The organism is Agrobacterium sp. CG160-95, from assembly GCF_053521725.1.
Window position 1 is genome coordinate 995806 of sequence record NZ_JBNWDU010000002.1, and the last position, 19149, is coordinate 1014954.

Below are 19149 nucleotides of genomic sequence, written 5' to 3' on the forward strand. Positions count from 1 at the left end.
ACGGCCGATGTGGATCGCGAGCTGACTGCGCGCCGTCCCGAGGCGCAGCCGCACGCGACGCTCTGTGGCCTCGAACCGAAGTCCTGTCTTAGATATGGATGTAACACCGAGTTCGACCGAGCTCTCCGCCGATGCCCAGGAGAGCGGCGCCTCAATGGCGGTTCCAGGTTGTGCCCAGGCTCCGGCAGAAATCCTCCTTCCCGGGCCGAATATCGGCGTGGCTGGAGGCGTTTGATCGCGCGGTACCCGAGCCATATTTAATACCGGTGCGAAAGCAAATTTCGTTCGCTTCGCCTCTTGATTTTGAAAACACGAAAAACCAAATCGTCAGCCGCCAGTCGCTGATGACAGGATTGGCCGTGCTGGAAGCGCCGCTTTTGGCGCTTTGGTACCCATGTTGCTTCAAGGAGGATATGGTTATGGCAACATCTTACGACTATGCACCGTTGTACCGATCGAGCATCGGATTCGACCGGGTCTTCAATCTTCTCGAAAACGCCCAGCGCACCCGCTCGATCAGTGACTGGCCGCCCTATGACATTATCAGGACGACCGAAGACAGCTATCAGATTTCTATTGCGGTGGCTGGTTTTGCACGGGACGAGATCGACATCACTTTCCAGTCCAATCTCCTGACCGTGACAGGCAAGAGGCAGGAGACACCCTCGGAGGGCTACCTGCACCGCGGCATTGCGGCCCGTCCGTTCGAGCATCGGTTCGAACTCGCCGATCATGTCAGAGTGAGCGGCGCCGAACTGAAAAACGGTCTCCTTTCGATTGATCTCGTCCGCGAAATCCCGGAGGCCCTGAAGCCCCGGAAAATCGACATCCAGACCGATGCGGTTCTGGTGCCGACAGTTGCCCCGGGCCAGATCGAAGCACAAAAGGCGGCTTGATTTACATTGTTGGATGAACAGGGGCGCCGTCGCGATGGCGCCCACCAATATCCGGGATGGGAAGGAGAAAGCAATGAAACCCGATATGTTCAGACAGCCTGTTTTCATTCTTGTCGGTCTCGGCTTTCCAGCGGAGGTTCGAAACGTGCTGGAGGCATACCGACATCTTTCCGAGTGGCCCGCAACAAACCGAGATAGCGCACATTCCATTGCGCTTAAGGCATGTGCTGCCGCGTTGCGCGGCGAGATTGAAGCGGAGACCGCCCGCGGTTTGTTCGTGGCCTTTGCCGAAAGACACGATCTGCTTGCACCGGAAGATAGTGCCATCGCCGCGTCTCGTCTTTCGCGCGACAGAGATCCGCATGTGAATTGAGATAGACACAGTTATAAATGTGCAGCGGCGAGTTGTCCGTTATGCGGGGGCGGTATCGTGCACGGGCTCTAGAATGCCGAGCGAGCTGATTTGCCGCCCCTGCGAAAGCGATTAGCGCGAAGACTGTCACGGTCTGGGTAAGGAGGACAGGTGTGCTGCCTCGAGGTTGACGAGGGTGTAACATGGCATCTTCTCGTCACCAGCGTGGCACACGTCTTTCATAGGCTGGGTCGAAGAGCTTCATATAGGCTGTATCATCGCGTTCTTTCATCGAGGTCTGTTCGTAAAGTGCCGCAAGTTCGGTGAGTTTTTGCCGATCGAGCGTCACGCCAAGTCCCGGCCCACTGGGAACATCGAGGCGACCGCCACGGAACGTGAACGGCGTGCCCTCGATCACGTCGACACCGGTCCATGGGTAATGCGTGTCGCAATCGAAGCTCAGGTTCGGCGTTGCGGCGGCAGCATGGACCATTGCCGCCAGAGTGATGCCGAGATGCGAGTTGGAATGCATGGAGACGCCAAGCCCCAGTGTCTCGCAAATCTTCCCGAGATGGGTCGAGGCGCGCAGTCCACCCCAATAATGGTGATCTGACAGCACAATCTGCACCGCATTTTTGCGGAAGGCCGCGGCGATCTGGTCGAATTCAAGGACGATCATGTTCGTGGCGAGCGGGATCGACGTAGCGGCTGCGACTTGTGCCATCTGATCCATACCGATGACCGGATCCTCGAGATATTCAAGGATATTCTCAAGCTTGCGTGCGATGTAGATGGCTGTGTCCACAGTCCAGCCGCCATTGGGGTCGATCCGCAGCGGATGATTGGGAAAAGCTTCCCGAAGCTTCAGCATGGTCTCGATCTCGAGATCCGGATGCAGCACGCCACCCTTGAGCTTCAGCGACTGGAAACCGTATGTGTCGACCATCCTGCGGGCTTCGCCAACCATCTGATCAGGCGTAAGAACCTCTCCCCATTCATCCGGGGCTTCACCTATATGGGCTGCGAATTTGAAGAACAGGTAGGCGCTGAACGGAACGCTGGTACGAATGGCGCCACCAAGCAGATCCGAGACCGGCCGCCCGAGAAGCTTGCCCTGAATGTCGAGGCAGGGGACTTCAAAGGCTGAGGCAACCACGTCCGTCAGCTTGTGATCGGCCACCGCCGATTTGGCATTGATGCCGCCACTGCCGGGCAATGCGGTGGTGACGCGAGATTTCAACTCGTGAAGATGAAACGGGTCGAGCCCGATCAGGGCAGGGGCCGCCCGTCGCAACCCATCCAGCGCCTTGATACTTCCGTAACTTTCACCAAGGCCGACCGTACCGTCGTCACATATGACCTCGATGACGGTGCGCAACGCATGCGGCTGATGCACGCCTTTACAGTTCAGTAGCGGCCTGTCGGGAATGGCGACCGGTGTGAGGCGAATTTCGGCTATGCGCATTAAAAAGCTCCTTGTCGCCACCAGCTGCGCGCAGCTTTTAGCGCATCGTCCAGCGGGGACAGTTCGGGGTGCCAGTGGCGTTCCCATTCCAGACTGAGAGGGATATGTCGTTCATCCGACTGTAAAAGCGAAAGCAGTTCCGCCATGGGAAAATCGCCATGGCCGGGCAATACGTAGCGTCGTCGGCCATCGCTGTCCGTGGTGCTGTCCTTGACGTGCAGATGGACGACATTTTGTGCGATGTGTTGCCAAAGGATTTTGAGATCGCTGCCTTTGGCCCAGGTGTGGTGAGTGTCCCACAAGAGCTTAGATGCTGGCACGCACGCGATGAAGTCGAGAAGCTGCTCGAAGTCCGCCAGCGCGTCGTGTGTTTCAATCATGAGGTCGACATTCAGACCGCGTGATAGTCGCAGCGATTGCCAGTTGTCCAACAGGCCCGCTGCATGTGTCATCTCATCCTGTCCCAACTGTTTGCCACCGTCGAAGATGCGCAGATAGGAAATGTTTGCTGCTTCCGCCCAGTCTATAAAGGGCTCGATGGCGGAAAGATCGGTGCTGCCGAATAGCCGAATGGATGTGTTTAGGGCGGCAACCTCGAGATCACTTCCGGCCAGAAAGGCTGCAAATCTGGAAGGAGTAGCAAATTCGGCAGTGAGTGCCGGGATGAGGTCGACCGTACCGGAGAGCGTGCGCAACTCCACATGCACGATGCCATGCCTCTGTGCCAGATCGGCCGCTTCGTGCAGGCTAAGTTCGGAGCAGCCAAGCGTTGAAAAACAATAATCGAAAGCGCTCATGCCATACGCTCCATATCCTGTTTATGGACCGGGTGAAGCGCGGCTTGCCCCGCGACGAAACGTTCGATCTCGGTAATGGCGAGATCGGAAAGCGCCCGCAATTCATTTCCCAGCGCCCCGGCAATGTGGGGGGTGAGCACGACATTGGGCAAATCGTAGAATGGGCTATCCGTCGGCAAGGGTTCCGGCTCCGGTGTATCGATCAGGATACGCAGCCGCCCGGAAAGCGCCTCGGCCAGCAATGCGTCGTGATCGACCAGCCAGCCCCGTGCCGTGTTGATGAAGATCGCATGATCCGCCATCAGCGCCAGTTCGCGGGCACCAATCATGTGGCGGGTTTCAGGCAGGATCGGCGCGTGCAGGGAGACCACATCGGACCAGGCGAGAAGCTCGTCGAGCTCCATTTTCGTAGCACCGAGTGCGGCCGCGTCTTCCACCGAAAGAAAAGGGTCGTAGGCGGCGATCTCGAATTTTCCGCGCGTCAGCATCTCCATGACAAGCCGACCAATCCGTGACGCGCCGACGATGCCGACTTTGCGGGAATGATTGCCGAGGTAGGGCAGGCTCATGCCACGTCTGCTGCCAAAACCGCCGGTGCCGCGCTCTACCCGATGCTCGTCTCTCAGACGAAACACATCCTTGCCGCACATGATGATTGCCGCATAGGTAAACTCGGCAACCGGCACGGCCATGGCCGATGCCGCCGTGGTGATAAGAATATCGGATGTTTCCCAGAATTCGGCGGGGGCAACAGCGCGCACCGAGGACGCGGCATAAGCGACCATCCTGAGCTTCGGCGCACGGGCGAGGCGCTCGCGTGTCAGGGATGGCGTGCCCCAGGCGGCGAGGAGAATGTCCGCCTCGGCCAACGCTTCTGCTCCCGCTTCCGTGTCGAAATCCGTGTAGGGGAAACCCGGTATGATGTCGGTTACGGCATTCATGCGTGCCCATTCGCGCGAACCAAAAAAACCTTCGGGAAGCTCGTTCCGCATGGCGATCAACAGCCGTGGTTTCTCTTGAGATGGTCTCATTGGCGTACCGGACTTGAAACAGGTCGAACCTCGATGCGGTTGACGTCGATTTCGATCGGTTGAGAACCGGGCCGCAGGATCACATCGAGAAAAACTTCCGGAGGGGCTTCACCTGGCCTGAGTTTCAGGGGAGGAGTTCTGAGCGCCCCTGTCCATTGGGTGGCGGGGAAAGGAAAAAATGTGCCGTCTTCGGCAGGGAAAGGCGCAAGTGCTACCGCCTCCTGTCCTTCGGCTGCAGCATCTTTCAGACGCAGCGATATTCCGAGTACGTCGCAATGCGCCGGCACATCAACATCGCATATGGCCTCCACCCATAAGCCTGTGCCCGGATGGACAAGCCGCCCGCCGAGACGGTGGCTTTGTTCACCTGTTTCCGTGACTGTCAGGGCTGAAAAATCAGATGCCAGATTGCCTGCTGGATTGTTCACCGGGTCAAAACGATCGTCTGTCGCCAGGATACGGGCCGGCGCTCGCGGCACGATCGCCTCCAGATAAGTGGCAAGCAGCTTTCCTACGGCAAAAGCGCCTGTCACCGCAAAATGGGTGCCGTCGTCGGAATAGCCGGGGTGAGGCTCGCCGAATTCACTTTCGGGATCGACCCATGCCGAGTTCCAGTCGAAGACATGGCAATTGGCATTATCTGCGGCAAATTCGATGCTCTGCCGGTTGATCCAGTGCGCTTTTGCCCGCTCTGCACCGCCTGCCGGCCATTTCCCGGTGCCACGGGCGAGGATCGGGAGCAGGATGACGGTTTTGCCTGCGTCGAGCAGAGCCGAAGCGATCCGCGCCCGTGTATCGGCAATCGTCTGGCGTGTTTCCACCATCATGTCGTTGGTGCCGGCATCGACGATGACCAGATCGAAATCCGATTGCAGCAGTCGCGGTAGCCGCCGTTCGATCTCGATTGCCTTCTGGCCGGAAACTCCGAAATTGAGGCCGGAAAAGAACCGGCTGACACCCGGTCGATTGCTCGGTTCCCAGCCTGTTGGTGCTGATGGATCATGGTGGACAGGGCAGCAAAGCCTGCCATGCGACAATACCTCGGCCCAACTCATCCAGCCGCGGGCCGATGTGGCCAGCGAGGACGCGTCGCCAATATGGTTCTGTTGGACGAGCGAAGTGCCGAGAACGGCAATCCGGCTCGCCCTTGGTAACGATACGGACATGGTTTTCACCGGATATCAGGAGAACAGGACGCCGCCATTGATGTCGTAGCAGGCGCCGGTGATATAAGCGGCATCGTCGGACGCAAGAAACGCCACCAGACCGGCAACGTCTTCGCTTGAGCCTTCGCGCTTCAGCGATGTGGCGCCTGCTACCCTTTCACGCACTTCGGGTTTGGTGAAGGTGTCGTGGAAGGTGGTGGAGATCATGCCGGGGCAGACGGCATTGACGCGAATATTCGGGCCAACTTCCTTGGCAAGTCCTCGGGTAAAGGTCATCACGGCACCCTTGGAAGTGGCATAGGCGAGCGCGCCCGGCCCACCGCCGTCACGGCCCGCCTGCGACGAGAAGGTTACGATCGCGCCGCCCTTTGCCATTTTGGGCAGTGCGGCCTTGGCTGTCAGGAATAGCGACGTCAGGTTGACGTCGAGGACCTGATGCCAGAAGGCTTCGTCCATGTCAGCTATTGTCTTGCGGGCGATAAGCCCACCCGCAACATGGACGAGGCCATGGATCTCACCGAATTTGTCTGCGGCAGCAGAAATGGCAGCCTCTACTTCGCTTGCGTTTGTCAGGTCTGCCTTGATCGCCAGAGCCGAACGGCCAAGCTTTTCGATTTCGGCAACAGCCGTGGCCGCACCTTCAGCAGCTCCATTGTAGGTGAGGACGACATTGGCGCCTTCCTGCGCAAAACGAATGGCGCATGCCCGGCCGATATCCCGGCCGGCGCCGGCTACAACAACGGTCATGTTGGTAAAACGCTGCATTTGAAGAACCTCGTATGGTTAGAATTGCTTGGGAAGGGAGAGCTTGAAACGCTCGTCGTCGACGTCGCTGAAATAGATGTCGGTCGAAAAACCCTGATCGTCTATGAAGCTGAAGATACGCTTCGGCTCCTTTAAACTGTAAGGCACCAGAAGGGTGACCAGCCGATGCCGAATTGCTGCCGGAACCGTGGCGCAGACGTGATGGTGGATATCAAGACCCTCGAACTCCTTGGGATCAATGTCGGGAAAACCTTCGACGGCAGCGATCTGCGGGGTGCCCGCTGACGAGAAGACAAACTGGCCGTAAAAGCCCGCCTTTTGGCCATTGTAGCGAAAGCTCGACTTGCCGGTCTGCGGTGCCCCTGTGGTATGGCAAAGCCATTGCAGTTCCTGGGGCTCGGAGCACTCCACCTCATCGACAATCACGAAATAGCTGTCGTTGACGAAGTGCATTTCGCGCTGCGCTTTCATAACCAGCGGGTTCGCGACCTGATAGGCAGACGTCGCATCTCCGAGGATCCGGATATGTCCCGGATTTTCCTCAACCGATACGATACGGCCGGCGGCACGACGCGCGAGTGCCTTGTCCTTTTCCGCATATTGTCCCTTGCCGCCGATCAGGACGGCGTTCTTCGACCGTGTCTGACGGCGCCAGTTCAGATGCATCTGCGAGTTGAACGCCACGTAATAGCCGGACTGGATCGCCAGATCGTCGCCGTAGGCATAGAGGACAAAGGCATTCTGGTCGCCATGGCTGTGGCTTAGCGAACCGTAGGGACTAGATTTGAAGACGAATTGCAGATGCCGTTCCGGGTCTTCCATATGTTGCTGGATGGTCGCCCAACCGATATCATCGAAAACAGCGAGTGCCGGCAAGTCTGCAGGCGAGACTGCTTCCACCTGCTGATAGTCGTGACGATATACGAGATCGTCGAAGTTCAGGTCCCACCAGCCGTAATTGTAGAAGGCCATTTCTGTGCCCGTCGCATCGGCCTTGATGTGATCGAAATACCATTGGTAATGGCCGTTGCCGGTAACGCCGGCAAATTGCCGAACATTGTAACCCAGTTTCAGGCCGGGAAGATCGCCAAGCGTGGAGTCGTCGCCAAAATTGGCGCGACGGGTTCCCGGCGCCTTGGTATAAAGCGGGAAGCGCCCCGTGTTCTGGAAAAATGGCCGCTGATAGAGATCGTAACCGATATAGGAGCGGACCAAATTGGCGGCCTCTATGAGATAAGCCATGCCGGTCATCCAGTAATGTGGCCCTTCCGCCCAGCCACCGTCAGTTCCAGCCCAGGGAGAATAGAGGGTGGCGAGGAATTCAACGGTATAATCGAGCCATTCGCCCGCCTCGTCGCTTTCGCCCTGAAGTGCGATACAGGCCGGCGTCAGTACTGCCGAAAGCGAACGTACGGCATGGCTGTCATAAGGAAACACGTGGATGCGGGCATGCGCAATAACATGGTCGGCGACCTCCCGCGTTCGTTCAAGAAGAACCGAGCGTACGGTCTCGCGCTCGTCTTCGCTCAGATAATCGTATAGCCAGTCATAGCCCCAGGCGAGTGCCACGACGACGCGGAACCCCGCCTCGTCATTATAGGCCCGGGAGGTCGCGCCTTTCGGATCCCAGCCAGCGACTGCCAGCAGCCACTTGCGCGACGCATCGAGTAGTTCGTCGCGTCCGAGCACCCGACCGGCAATGGCCAGGTGCCGGATCGCATAGATCACTTCCTGGCAATCAATATACATCTGTCGCCAGAGTCCTGCGACGCGCATATTGTTGGGATAAGGCTGAGGTTCCGGTATGACCGGCCGCTCAAGCCAGGGTTTTACCGATTTCTCGTAGAACTCGGACCAGCTGCAATGATTGGGGTCCTTTGCCACCGCCTCCGAGAAGCAGCGCAACTTTTCCGGATTGAGCCAGAGCCGTGGATGGCTGGCATGCGCGGCAGCATGACGCGCCTTCCTGCCGGGTAGCGGCGTTTTCGGCAACGAAGCGCCGATCTCGAAGCTGCGCACGGTACTCCAGTTGGAATCCGGCGTCGCGGACGTCTGGCCCCACAACGCATAACACCAGTGATAGCGGCCTTCCGGAAGGGCTTCGTCCGGCGTGAAGAAATTCCACGCGAGATCTTCAAAGACGAGCGTCTTTTTGTCTGCAAAACCGGGATCGGACGAAATCCGCAATACGTAGCGCGCACCGTCGTCGATGTCGGGCAGCCATGAAAAGCGCGGAGGGTTCTCCCTCGGCGGTACTTCTTCGCTCGGCTCGTAGCCAATGGTCAATGAACCCGGCCGGGGTTCATCGAGAAGTGTCTGTCGGGAGATGGCCGGGGCAGAGGGACACATTGCGCTCTAACTCCTATGAAAACAGAAGGGAAAGGATGGCGGCGACAAAGCCGCCATCACGGTCGAAGGTTTATTGCGCGGCCTTGTACTGGCGGTCATAGGCCGATTGCATCATCTTGATGACCTCGTCGTAACCGAGGGCCGTGAGGCGCTTCTTGTAGGCATCCCAGCCGGCATCGACGTCCTGGGCACCCAGTATCCAGGTCTGCTGCATCTCGGTCATGTAGGTGAGGATGCTCGGCCAGTAGCGGTCGAATGTCGCCTTTTCCTCTGCGTTCAGGGAAACGCCCATGAACTCATCCTTGAGGCAGTTGCACTTGTCGTACATATCGATGCCTTCAAGCGCGATCTTGTTTGTCCACTGGCGCTCATATTCGTAGTCCATCCAGTATCCGCGCGGGATCGCCGCACCGACCGCCCACAACTGGGCATTCACCGGGTCCTTGTTGTCGAGGATTTCCTTCTTGAATTGCGGCTTGCCATCGACCATCTCGTAGGTCAGGCCCTCGACGCCGAAATTCGACAGGATGCGCCCCTGTTGAGAGAACCAGAAATCGAAATACTTGATTGTTTCGACCGGGTGTTCGTTGGTCGCCGAAATAGCCCAGCCGACGGGCTGGACACGCAGCCGACGGGAATCCTCAAACCGTTGGCCCGAGACCGTCTTTGGCGGCAGCATCGGCTTTAGCGCGAAACCGTTGATCTTTGGCGAAAGGGCGTCGTTGTAGGTCGAGGTGCTGGCGAACCAGTCATGCGTCATGCCGCCGAGATTGTTGCCCAGCAGATATTCACGCGAGCGAGCACCGCGGGTGAAAATCTCCTTGTCGATCAGGCCTTCCTTGTACCATTTGGCCACGTTGGAAATCCCGGTCTTGTAGTTTTCCTCCGCCCAGGGATGACGAAGTTGTCCGTCATAAACGGCAAAGTCGCCATAACGCTCGGATCCGGACACGCGCGCATCCCACAGATTGATAAGGCGGACCGCATCGATTTCCTCACGGGCAAAGTAGGGAACTTCATCCTTGAGACCGTTGCCGTTCGGGTCCTTGTCACGGAAGGCTTTCAGAACTTCGTAGACCTCTTCCGGTGTTTCCGGCTGCTTCAGCCCAAGCTTGTCGAGCCAATCCTGGCGGATGAACCAGCCGCGCGAGAACTTGCCATCAGGGACGTAAGGGATGAAATAGAGCTTGCCGTCCGGTCCGGAGATGGCGTTGCGGATTTCCTTGTGGCTGTCGAAGAATGCCTTGAGGTTGGGGGCGTTTTCCTCGATCAGGTCATCGAGTGGAATGAATGCGCCCTCCAACCCGTAGCGAATGAAGTCTTCCTTCAGCCCGCCCGTGGCGTCGCCGCCGACGATGTCGGGAAGGTTGCCCGAGGCGATCAGAAGGTTGAATGCATCGCGGCTGCTGGTGGTCGCCAGCGACGCCACGTTGCGGACATGAATGTTGGTGATCTCGGCGGCCTTTTGCTCCACCGGCCATTTTTCCGAGTAGACGTATTTGTCACGGAAGTGGAAGTGGATCGTAAGCTCCAGCGGATCCTTGGAAATTTTCCCTGAATCCTGCGCCGATGCCGGCAAGGCCAGGGTTGCGGCTGTCATCAACGCCAGTAGGGGCGTGCCTTTTCGTAGTGCTCTCACAGGTTCTCCTCCCTTGTGCTGCTACTCTTTGACTCCGCCCAGCAGAATTCCTTTGGTGAAATACTTCTGCGCGTAGGGGTAAATGATGAGGACGGGAATGATGGAAGCGATCATGATCGCGGATGTTACCGTCTCGAACGAATAGTGGGCGGTGAGCAGACTCGATGCGAATTCGTCGTTCGAGTTAAGATCGACGATCACGCGCTTCAGATAGACCTGAAGCGGGATCTTTTCCTCGCCGCGCAGCAAGACCATCGCCCAGAAGTAACCGTTCCACCGCGAAACGACGCAGAACAGCGCAACGGTGACGATTGCTGGCTTGGAAAGCGGAATGAACACCTTCCACAGCAGCTGCAACTCGCTTGCGCCGTCCATTTTGGCGGCTTCTTCGAAGGACTTTGGCACCGCTTCGAAGAAGTTGCGTAGCAGAATGACGTTGAAGGCGTTTGCCGCAAACCCGAGGATGATGCCGAAGCGGCTGTCGAGAAGTCCAAGATCGCGCATGTTCAGAAAGAAGGGGATCATGCCGGCGTTGAACCACAGCGTAAAAGCGATGGCGATGTTGAAGAAAGTGCGGCCGCGCAGGCGTTTGCGCGAAAGGGCGTAGGCTCCGGGGATCATGATCAGCAGGCTCATCAGCGTGCCGCCGAAGGTGTAGATGAACGTGTTGCCATAGGCGACCCAGAACATCCTGTCCGACAATACCCTGTCGTAAGCGGCAAGGGTCACATCAACCGGCCATAGCGTGACACGGCCAGCCGTGACGGCGGCCCCAGAAGATAGCGAGACCGACAGCACATAGATGAAGGGATAAAGCGTCGACAGAACGAACAGACCCAGAAGAATGGCATTTGCCCAGCCAAAAATCCTGTCGCCGCGGGAATATAGATTGAAGTTTGCCATCTTTCAGCTCCTCACCAAAGCGATGTCGACGAGACTTTTCGGCTGATGCGATTTGCCGAATAGACGAGGACGAAAGCGATAACCGCATTGAACAGTCCGGCGGCCGTCGCGAGATCGTATTGGGTACCCTGCAAGCCGGTGCGGTAAATGAAGGTGGAAACGACATCTGCCGTTTCATAGGTGGATGGCCGATAGAGCAGAATGATATATTCGAACCCGACCTCGACCAGATTGCCGATGCGGATGATCAGCATGATCACGATTGTCGGCAGGATGCAGGGCAGGGTGATCCGCCACATCATCTGCCAGCGCGATGCCCCGTCCACCCGGGCCGATTCATAAAGCGTCGGGCTCACGCCAGCGATGGCGGCGAGATAGACGATGGATTCGAAGCCCGCTTCCTTCCAGACCGACGAGCCGATATAAATCGGACGAAACCATTCCGGCTGGGTCAGGAAATATATCGGCTCGAATCCAAGGCCTTTCAGCAGAAGATTGACGATGCCTATCGACGGCGACAGGAAGTTGATGACGATGCCGGCCACGATCACCACCGAAATGAAATGCGGCAGGTAAACGATCGTCTGGGCCCAGCTTCGGGCAACGCTGTTTTGAACCTCGTTGAACATCAAGGCCAGGATGATCGGTACTGGAAACGCGAAGATCAGGCCGAGAGCGCTGATTTTTAGGGTGTTCCAGAAGGCGCGGATGAACATGTCATTGTGAAAGAGCTCCGCGAAGTTTTCAAAACCGACCCACGGGCTCTTTGCAATGCCGCGAAAAATCGAGAAGTCCTGAAACGCGATGACCAGCCCGTACATGGGCTTATAGAGAAAGACGGCGAACCAGATAATCATCGGAGCGAGAAGTAGGTAGAGCTGCCAGTCGCGGCGAACATCTTCCTGGAGATCGTGAAGGCGTTCCTGAAAACCCTTTTTCATGGTCGCGCCCCGCTTGGGGTTTTCAGCGACCTTCCGGTTGCCGCATCGAAGACATGGATGCGTGTGGTATCGATGCCAAGTCGGGTGACGCCGTTGAGAGTATGATCGCCGTAAAGTGTTTCCGCCTTGGCGATAAATGGCTGGCCATCAGCCCTGCCGTGGAGCAGAGCCTCCGCGCCCAAGGGCTCCACGAGGTCGATGCTGCAATTGAGGTTTTCACGACTGTCTTCGGTCTCTACCGACATGATTTCGGGTCGCAGGCCGAGTTTGACCTGCTGTCCTTCCGTCGCATTTTTCGCAAATGCTTCCGGGACGCTGAAGCGTTGTCCGGCACTACCCGTGATTTTGACCTTTACGGTGCCATCCCGCTTTTCAATCGTCCCGTCCAGAAGGTTCATGGGCGGTGAGCCGATAAAACTTGCGACGAACGTGTTGGCCGGTTCGAGGAAAACCTCCATCGGCGAACCGACCTGCTCGATATGGCCGCCATTCATGATGACGATGCGGTCCGCAAGTGTCATTGCCTCGACCTGATCGTGCGTCACGTAGATGCTGGTGGCGTTCATCCGCTTGTGCAGCAGTTTAATCTCGGCCCGCATGTGGGTGCGCAGCTTTGCGTCGAGGTTCGAGAGAGGTTCGTCGAACAGGAAGATTTTCGGCCTGCGCACGATGGCACGACCCATGGCGACGCGTTGGCGCTGGCCACCGGAAAGATCTGCCGGCTTGCGGGCCAGATATTCGGTGAGCCCGAGGATCTGTGCAGCTTCTGCCACCGCCTTGTCGATAACCGCTCGCTTTTCGCCCCTGACTCGCAGGCCAAAAGCGATGTTATCGGCCACGCTCAGGTGCGGATAAAGCGCGTAATTCTGAAACACCATCGCGACATCGCGGTCTTTGGGCGCGATCTTGTTGACCACTCGGCCGTCCATTGAAACGGTGCCGTCCGAAATGTCTTCCAGCCCGGCGAGCATGCGCAGCGTGGTGGACTTTCCGCATCCCGAAGGACCTACGAGGACAACGAATTCCTGCGGCTGTATGGAAAGATTGATACCGTGGACGACTTCAAGGGCACCATAGCGCTTGACGACGTCGTTGATTTGAACTGCGGACATGAAAGGCCCCTCCTCAAAAGCCTTGAATGTTCAGTCAGGCGTCTTCTGCCCCCGTGAAGCGCGCTTCCTCGTGACGCGCGTGTTGACCTGCTCGATGAAGGTCCAGATCTTCGGGTTCTTGGAGAGTTCTGCGATTTTGGTTTCGAGTGATCCGAGGTGGCGCTGTACGGCCTCTCTTGCCGCTTCGACATCGCCGGATTCGATTGAGTTCACGATTGCTTCGTGCTCTTCGATAACCTTCTCGGTGCGACGGACTGCAAAAACGCGCTTCAGGTGTCGCATTCGGTCCATTTCGCCTTTCGCCTGATTTACCACGCTCCAGGCTCCAGGAAGGCGAGCTGCCGAAAAGATCGTGCGGTGGAATTCCTCGTCGAGCAGGAAAAAGTTGGTGAATTCCTCATCCGCGGCAGCAGTGCGCTGCTGCGACAAACAGGTTTTCAGCCGTGCGATGTCTTCCAGCGAATGCCGCTTGGTGGCCTCGATCACAGCGCCTTCTTCCAGCTTGAACCGGATGAAACAGGCCTCCATGTACCGCTGAACGTCGATCGGCGAGATGTAGGTGCCACCTTGCGGCACGACAGTCACGAAACCTTCTTCGGAAAGGCGAATGATCGCCTCGCGGACGGGCGTTTTGCTGACGTGCAGCAGTGTCGCGATCTCCTTTTCCGACAGCGCCCGCCCTGGGAGCAGCTTCACCTCGACAATCAGTTTGCGAAGTAAGGCATGGATCCTGTTGGTCATGTTTCCGTCAGCCGGCAGGTCTTGCGGGGTGACGAGTTCGGACAGCGGTAACGATGGGAATTCAAGGGTAACAGACATATCAAATGCCTAACTGATATATTAGAATTGAAAGTGACATATCTTTTGATTTTCCGTGAGTCAAGCCCTGGGCAGTCTCGTGTTGGCGGTTGAATAATCGGGTCCGACCTCAATGCGTCCGGCAGTGGCCGGTGTTGTCTGGCTATCTGCCGATCCATGCTTGCCGCTCGTCGCACGGCAAAAAAATCACTATATGAAAAAAGAACGCCGTGACGGTCGTAATATGAGATCGCGATTGACGATTTGCTGTAAAATCTGGCACGCATAGAAAATCAGCAGTGCTCATCTGTAATCCATGTCGAGACATCTTTTCCCGGAACTGTGCTGTTCCCGGATTACCTTCGTGCGCCTTGAGGAGAACGAATTTGGGAAAATTTTCACCTTTTGACCAAACCTTGTGGTTTGCAACCGCAGCGCCCGCACCGAAAACCGCGACGCTCGAAGGCCGTGTCGATGTGGACGTCTGTGTCGTGGGCGCGGGATATACCGGATTGACGACGGCGCTGGAGCTGGCGCGCAGGGGCGTCAAGGTTGCTTTGGTCGAAGCGCAAGAGGCAGGTTATGGCGGTTCGGGCCGCAATGCCGGCCACTGCACCCCGACCTTCAGCTATTACAGCCTGCCGTCGCTCGGAAAAATTCTGGGCGAGCCCTGGGCGGAGCGCCTTATTCACCGCCAGACGCGGGCCAATGATCGCGTCGTCGAGATGATCTCGACCTACGGAATCGACTGCGAATGGGTCCAGAATGGTTATGTTATGGGCGCATTGCGTCCCGGCGCCATGTCCACGCTGCAGATGAAGTCTGATGCATATGCCGGCGCTGGCGCGCGCTGCCGGGTCATTGGCAGGGACGAGGTCGAAGCGTTGACAGGCAGCCCTCGTTTTTATGGCGCCTGGTATCACGAGGAGGGCGGTCATTTGAACCCGCTTTCATACGCACGTGGCCTTGCGCGCGCCGTTATCGCAGAGGGCGGGCAGGTGTTTACCGCGTCCCCGGTCGAGGATGTCCAGCCAGAGGCCGGGAAATGGTCCGTGCGAACGCCCCGGGGCGCTGTGCTTGCTGAAAAGGTGATCTTCGCGACCGGCGCCTACACCGTCGGTGGCTGGAAAAACCTCGATAAAAGCTTCCGCATCAAGAAAGTATTTCTCGCGGCCACCCAGCCGCTCGATCCGGAAACGCGCGCAAAAGTCCTGCCCCACAATACGACCATGCATGATGGGCGCGGCGATATCTATGTCTACAAATACAACCGTGAAGGTCGCATTGTTGCCTCCATGTTCCCCATGGGCCAGCGTGGCGCCGACCCTGACTATACCCGGCAGGTTCTCACAGACCGGCTGAAATTCCTTCATCCGCAGATCAGCGAGGAAATCCGTTGGGAATATTTCTGGTTCGGCGAACTGGACATGCAGATGCGCACTGTCCCGAGGCTCTATGATCTGGCGCCCGGCATCGTTGCCTGTACGGGACTTTCTGGCCGCGGGGTGCCAACCGGCTCCATGCTTGGCGGCGTCTTGTCAGAATGGGCGCTGGGCGTGCCGGACAAGGATCTCTCCCTGAAAATCGAACCGCTGCACAAGGCGCCGTTGCTGATGTCCTTCGCGCCCGGTCTGCGCCTTCGTTATTTTCGCATGCAGGAAAACCGTGCAACCCGCAAGGAAGGCGCCACCCTTCTGCCCCATGCCTGAGAAAGGAAAACCTATATGACCGACAGGAAAACCGTCCTCATTTCCGGAGGCAATCGCGGTATCGGTGCTGCCACTGGCAGGGCCTTTATGGAGGCCGGCTGGAAGGTCTCGCTTGGAATGCGCACGCCGCTACTGCCGGAATGGGCAGATCCAGCGTTAGTCCACGTGCAGGCCTATGACGCGCTCGCCCCGCAATCGCCTGTCGACTGGGCGGCTGCCGTTCTGGCACGGTTCGGCCGCATCGATGCTGTTGTTGCCAACGCCGGCGTCATGGTGCGCAAGACCGTGGTGGAAGCGACTGACGAGGAGTTCGCCTCATTGATGGACGTCAACGTCAATGGCCCGCGGCGCCTTGTGCAGGCCTGCTGGGACCCGCTAATCGCGTCCGGAGCAGGTCGCGTGGCGATTGTCGCCTCGCTATCGGGGAAAAGGGTCAAATCGGCCGTGTCTGGCGCCTACTCGGTCTCGAAATTCGCAGCCCTTGGCCTGTCGCATGCAATCCGTCATGCCGGTTTCGACAAGGGTGTGAGGGCGACCGCCATATGTCCGGGTTTCGTTGCGACTGATATGGGGCTGCCTCTGGCAGGCGCGACGCCGTCGGACACCCTGACCCAACCTGAAGATATTGCCAGCTCCATCCTGCATGTCGTCAGTTTGCCGAACCGCGCGAGTGTTTCGGAATTCTGGGTCAACTGCCTGCTCGATGACAGCTATTGATCGACGATCGCCGAGATTTCGTCCTTCAGCAGCATCGCATATTGCTCCAATGTGCCGGGCTCCAGCTTGGCACTTAAAAGTGTGAAGCCCAGGGAAGCGTTTGGCGTTGTACCATCCGAAAAAATCGGCACGGAAACGCCGGCAATCCCGGGGATAAGCTCGCCGACGTCGATTGCATAACCGCGTTCGCGTGTTTCAGCGATCAGTCGGCGCACTTTGTCGGCGGTGAGATCGCGGTAGGCGGCATAGCGCTCGATATTGGCGCGGATGATGAATTCCTGTTCGTCCTCTTCGAGGAAGGCGAGCATGGCAATTGAGCCTGGACCGACGCCAAGCGGGACCGAACCACCGATCGAGCCGGTCAGTGTCGGCACCACGCATTCTCCGTCGCGTCTGTCGAGGCAAACGGAATCGTGGTTCAGCCGGGCCATCAGGTGGATGGTATCGCCGGTTCGGCGCCGAATGCGGGTCAGCGCCATTTCGCAGCGGCTGATGATGCCAGGTCCACGTGCGGCGCGCGCACCGTAAATCGCCATACGCGCGCCCAGCCGGTAACAGCGCTTCCTGTCGTCACGGGCGAGGAGCTTGTGGCCGACCAGCGTGTTGAGGATGCGGTGGCAGGTAGCCGTGTTGAGTCCGGATCTGTTCGTCAGTTCCTTGAGCGTGACGCCCTGTACGCCGCCGTCTGCAACAAGATCGAGAAGAGCTACCGCTCGATCCAGAAGCTGCGCGCCACCAGAGGAGGATTGGGTGGATTTGGCCATATCGTCTCACATTATGAAAATAAAATCTCAATAACTTGTATAATGAGAAAACTGCGTATTCAATGACCAAAATTGAGCAGATTAAATAAGTGAATATTTTGTAGGCAGCTTGATTTTGAAGACGACCTGCGGGTTTCGAGAACGCCAGACCCGCTTGAACAAACAGGGGAACAAAATGAAGAAAAAAGCAGCAAACATTCTCGCAACTACCGCCCTGGCGGCCTTGGGCATGCTGGCGGCCAGTGCCGCGCTCGCCGGTACGCTTGATGACGTCAAGGCCCGCGACAAGCTGATCGTCGGCGTCAAGAACGATTATCCACCTTATGGGTATCTCAACGACAAGGGTGAGATCATCGGCTTCGAAGTCGAACTGGCGAAATACGTCGCCAAGGAACTTCTGGGGTCTTCAGACAAGATCGAATTTGTGCCGGTCGTTGCCGCCAATCGTATCGAGTTCCTGACCGCTGGTCGTATCGATGCGATTTTCGCGACGCTTGGCGTCACGCCGGAGCGCGACAAGGTCATCGATTTCACCACCGCTTACGTATCGTCGCCAGGCCCGGCGGTCATGATGGCTAAAGAAGCGACCACCAGCAAATGGGAGGAACTGAAGGGTAAGCCGGTCTGCGGCATTCAGGGATCCTATTATAACAAGAAGATGACCGAGGAATTCGGAATCCAGCTCGTTGCCTTCAAGACCCAACCGGAGGCCATGCGCGCTTTGCGCGACAATCGTTGCGTAGGTTTTGTCTTCGACCAGATGACCCTTGACCTTAAGGTTCAGGAAGCGGACTGGAAGGGCTACAAGGTCGCCGTCCCCACCTATGAGTATCTGCCGATGGCAGGTGGTATCCGCGAAGGCGACAAGGCGTTCCAGGAGGCTGTGGACAAGGCCATCACCAAGGCGGAAGCCGAAGGCAAGATGATCGCCTGGGAAACCGAGTTCAATATTCCCCACGCCGATTACATTGCCGAGCGCGCCAAGGCTGCCAAAGCAAAACTGAACTGATAGGGTCTGGAGCAGCTATTGTTCGGTCTTGATTATTCCTGGCTTACGGATCCAGCCTATCAGCAATGGCTGCTCACCGGGGTCCTCAACACACTCAAGCTTGCGGCACTGTCATCCAGTGCCGCGATCATCATCGGCCTTCTCGGTGCGCTTGCGCTGACTTTGCGGATTTTCTGGCTGGATGCCATCATCGAGCTGTTCGTGGAGGTGTTCCGCAACACGCCGCCACTGCTGCAGATGCTTTTTGCCTATTTCACGCTGTCGACACTGGGGTTGAAAGTCACCGATCCCTCCACCGGTTTGCAGATGCCGCTACTGAGTGCATTCGCCTGCGCCTCGATTTCGCTCAGCCTGTTTGGCGGAGCGCTGGCGATCGAGGCTTTCAGGTCCGGTATCGAAACGATGCCGCGGTCGATCATAGAAGCGGCCCGGTCGCTCGGATACAGCCGGTGGTCGCGTTTCTGGAAAGTTGAGGCGCCGATTGCTGTGCGCATCAGCCTGCCAGCGATTACCAACATTCTCACCAACCTGTTCAAAACAACCTCTCAGGCTTCGGTCATTACGGTGCCGGAACTGATGTATTACGCGGGCCAGATCTACAACGACACGTTTCGCACACTCGAGGTCATGATCCTCGTGCTCGTCATCTATGTGGGGCTCGTATCCATCCTGACATTTGCAATGTCCAGGCTCGAATCCTGGATGGCTTTCCCCGGTTATGGAAAGGGACAGTGAC

General features: G+C 57.6%; 18 protein-coding genes. 6 read left to right on the plus strand and 12 right to left on the minus strand.

What is annotated here, in order from left to right:
- The first annotated feature begins 419 nt into the window (after positions 1–419).
- Together ACQZ63_RS11145 and ACQZ63_RS11150 are read left to right on the plus strand one after the other, a co-directional pair.
- On the plus strand, positions 420–896 hold the full coding sequence (locus ACQZ63_RS11145; RefSeq protein ID WP_113556272.1) for an Hsp20 family protein: 477 nt from the start codon (positions 420–422) through the stop codon (positions 894–896).
- A gap of 73 nt (positions 897–969) precedes the next feature.
- Entirely contained in the window at positions 970–1269 is a 300-nt protein-coding gene (locus tag ACQZ63_RS11150; protein ID WP_065660130.1) for a DUF982 domain-containing protein, read from the plus strand.
- A 196-nt stretch (positions 1270–1465) separates the two neighbouring features.
- Here ACQZ63_RS11150 and ACQZ63_RS11155 read toward each other — a convergent pair whose 3' ends face one another.
- From ACQZ63_RS11155 to ACQZ63_RS11205, 11 genes are all read right to left on the minus strand, one after another.
- A complete protein-coding gene (locus tag ACQZ63_RS11155) occupies positions 1466–2713 on the minus strand; it encodes a glucarate dehydratase family protein (RefSeq protein WP_113556218.1) in 1248 nt (415 codons plus the stop codon).
- Complete coding sequence (locus tag ACQZ63_RS11160; RefSeq protein ID WP_113090417.1) at positions 2713–3510, minus strand: TIM barrel protein; 798 nt, start codon at positions 3508–3510, stop codon at positions 2713–2715. Before ACQZ63_RS11160 ends, ACQZ63_RS11155 begins: the two co-directional genes overlap by 1 nt.
- Positions 3507–4541 carry a hydroxyacid dehydrogenase gene (locus ACQZ63_RS11165; RefSeq protein WP_162763657.1) on the minus strand — a complete coding sequence of 345 codons (1035 nt, stop codon included), beginning with the start codon at positions 4539–4541 and terminating at the stop codon, positions 3507–3509. The genes ACQZ63_RS11160 and ACQZ63_RS11165 overlap by 4 nt, the downstream gene beginning before the upstream one ends.
- Entirely contained in the window at positions 4538–5707 is a 1170-nt protein-coding gene (locus tag ACQZ63_RS11170; RefSeq protein WP_019566346.1) for an SGNH/GDSL hydrolase family protein, read from the minus strand. The genes ACQZ63_RS11165 and ACQZ63_RS11170 overlap by 4 nt, the downstream gene beginning before the upstream one ends.
- Before the next feature lie 15 nt (positions 5708–5722).
- Complete coding sequence (locus ACQZ63_RS11175; protein WP_003517575.1) at positions 5723–6472, minus strand: SDR family NAD(P)-dependent oxidoreductase; 750 nt, start codon at positions 6470–6472, stop codon at positions 5723–5725.
- Positions 6473–6490: 18 nt separating this feature from the next.
- Positions 6491–8821: an alginate lyase gene (locus tag ACQZ63_RS11180; RefSeq protein ID WP_448799142.1), complete on the minus strand. Its 2331-nt coding sequence runs from the start codon at positions 8819–8821 to the stop codon at positions 6491–6493.
- Positions 8822–8891: 70 nt separating this feature from the next.
- Positions 8892–10421, minus strand: a complete 1530-nt coding sequence (locus ACQZ63_RS11185) for an extracellular solute-binding protein (protein WP_003517573.1) — start codon at positions 10419–10421, stop codon at positions 8892–8894.
- Positions 10422–10481: 60 nt separating this feature from the next.
- Positions 10482–11363: a carbohydrate ABC transporter permease gene (locus tag ACQZ63_RS11190; protein WP_013761268.1), complete on the minus strand. Its 882-nt coding sequence runs from the start codon at positions 11361–11363 to the stop codon at positions 10482–10484.
- Between the two features lie 11 nt (positions 11364–11374).
- Positions 11375–12304 carry an ABC transporter permease gene (locus tag ACQZ63_RS11195; RefSeq protein ID WP_013761267.1) on the minus strand — a complete coding sequence of 310 codons (930 nt, stop codon included), beginning with the start codon at positions 12302–12304 and terminating at the stop codon, positions 11375–11377.
- Entirely contained in the window at positions 12301–13416 is a 1116-nt protein-coding gene (locus ACQZ63_RS11200) for a sn-glycerol-3-phosphate ABC transporter ATP-binding protein UgpC (RefSeq protein ID WP_113556216.1), read from the minus strand. The genes ACQZ63_RS11195 and ACQZ63_RS11200 overlap by 4 nt, the downstream gene beginning before the upstream one ends.
- 30 nt (positions 13417–13446) lie before the next feature.
- Positions 13447–14235, minus strand: coding sequence for a GntR family transcriptional regulator (locus ACQZ63_RS11205; RefSeq protein ID WP_003517566.1), 789 nt, complete (start codon positions 14233–14235; stop codon positions 13447–13449).
- A gap of 365 nt (positions 14236–14600) precedes the next feature.
- Here ACQZ63_RS11205 and ACQZ63_RS11210 point away from each other — a divergent pair, with 365 nt between their 5' ends.
- Positions 14601–15923 carry an NAD(P)/FAD-dependent oxidoreductase gene (locus ACQZ63_RS11210; protein WP_113556215.1) on the plus strand — a complete coding sequence of 441 codons (1323 nt, stop codon included), beginning with the start codon at positions 14601–14603 and terminating at the stop codon, positions 15921–15923.
- A gap of 15 nt (positions 15924–15938) precedes the next feature.
- A complete protein-coding gene (locus ACQZ63_RS11215) occupies positions 15939–16640 on the plus strand; it encodes an SDR family NAD(P)-dependent oxidoreductase (protein WP_019566339.1) in 702 nt (233 codons plus the stop codon).
- Here the strand turns inward: ACQZ63_RS11215 and ACQZ63_RS11220 are convergent.
- On the minus strand, positions 16634–17404 hold the full coding sequence (locus ACQZ63_RS11220) for an IclR family transcriptional regulator (protein WP_019566338.1): 771 nt from the start codon (positions 17402–17404) through the stop codon (positions 16634–16636). The genes ACQZ63_RS11215 and ACQZ63_RS11220 overlap by 7 nt on opposite strands.
- Before the next feature lie 175 nt (positions 17405–17579).
- Here ACQZ63_RS11220 and ACQZ63_RS11225 point away from each other — a divergent pair, with 175 nt between their 5' ends.
- A complete protein-coding gene (locus ACQZ63_RS11225; protein WP_013761261.1) occupies positions 17580–18413 on the plus strand; it encodes a transporter substrate-binding domain-containing protein in 834 nt (277 codons plus the stop codon).
- A gap of 18 nt (positions 18414–18431) precedes the next feature.
- Entirely contained in the window at positions 18432–19148 is a 717-nt protein-coding gene (locus tag ACQZ63_RS11230) for an amino acid ABC transporter permease (RefSeq protein WP_113556214.1), read from the plus strand.
- Position 19149: the final 1 nt, after the last annotated feature.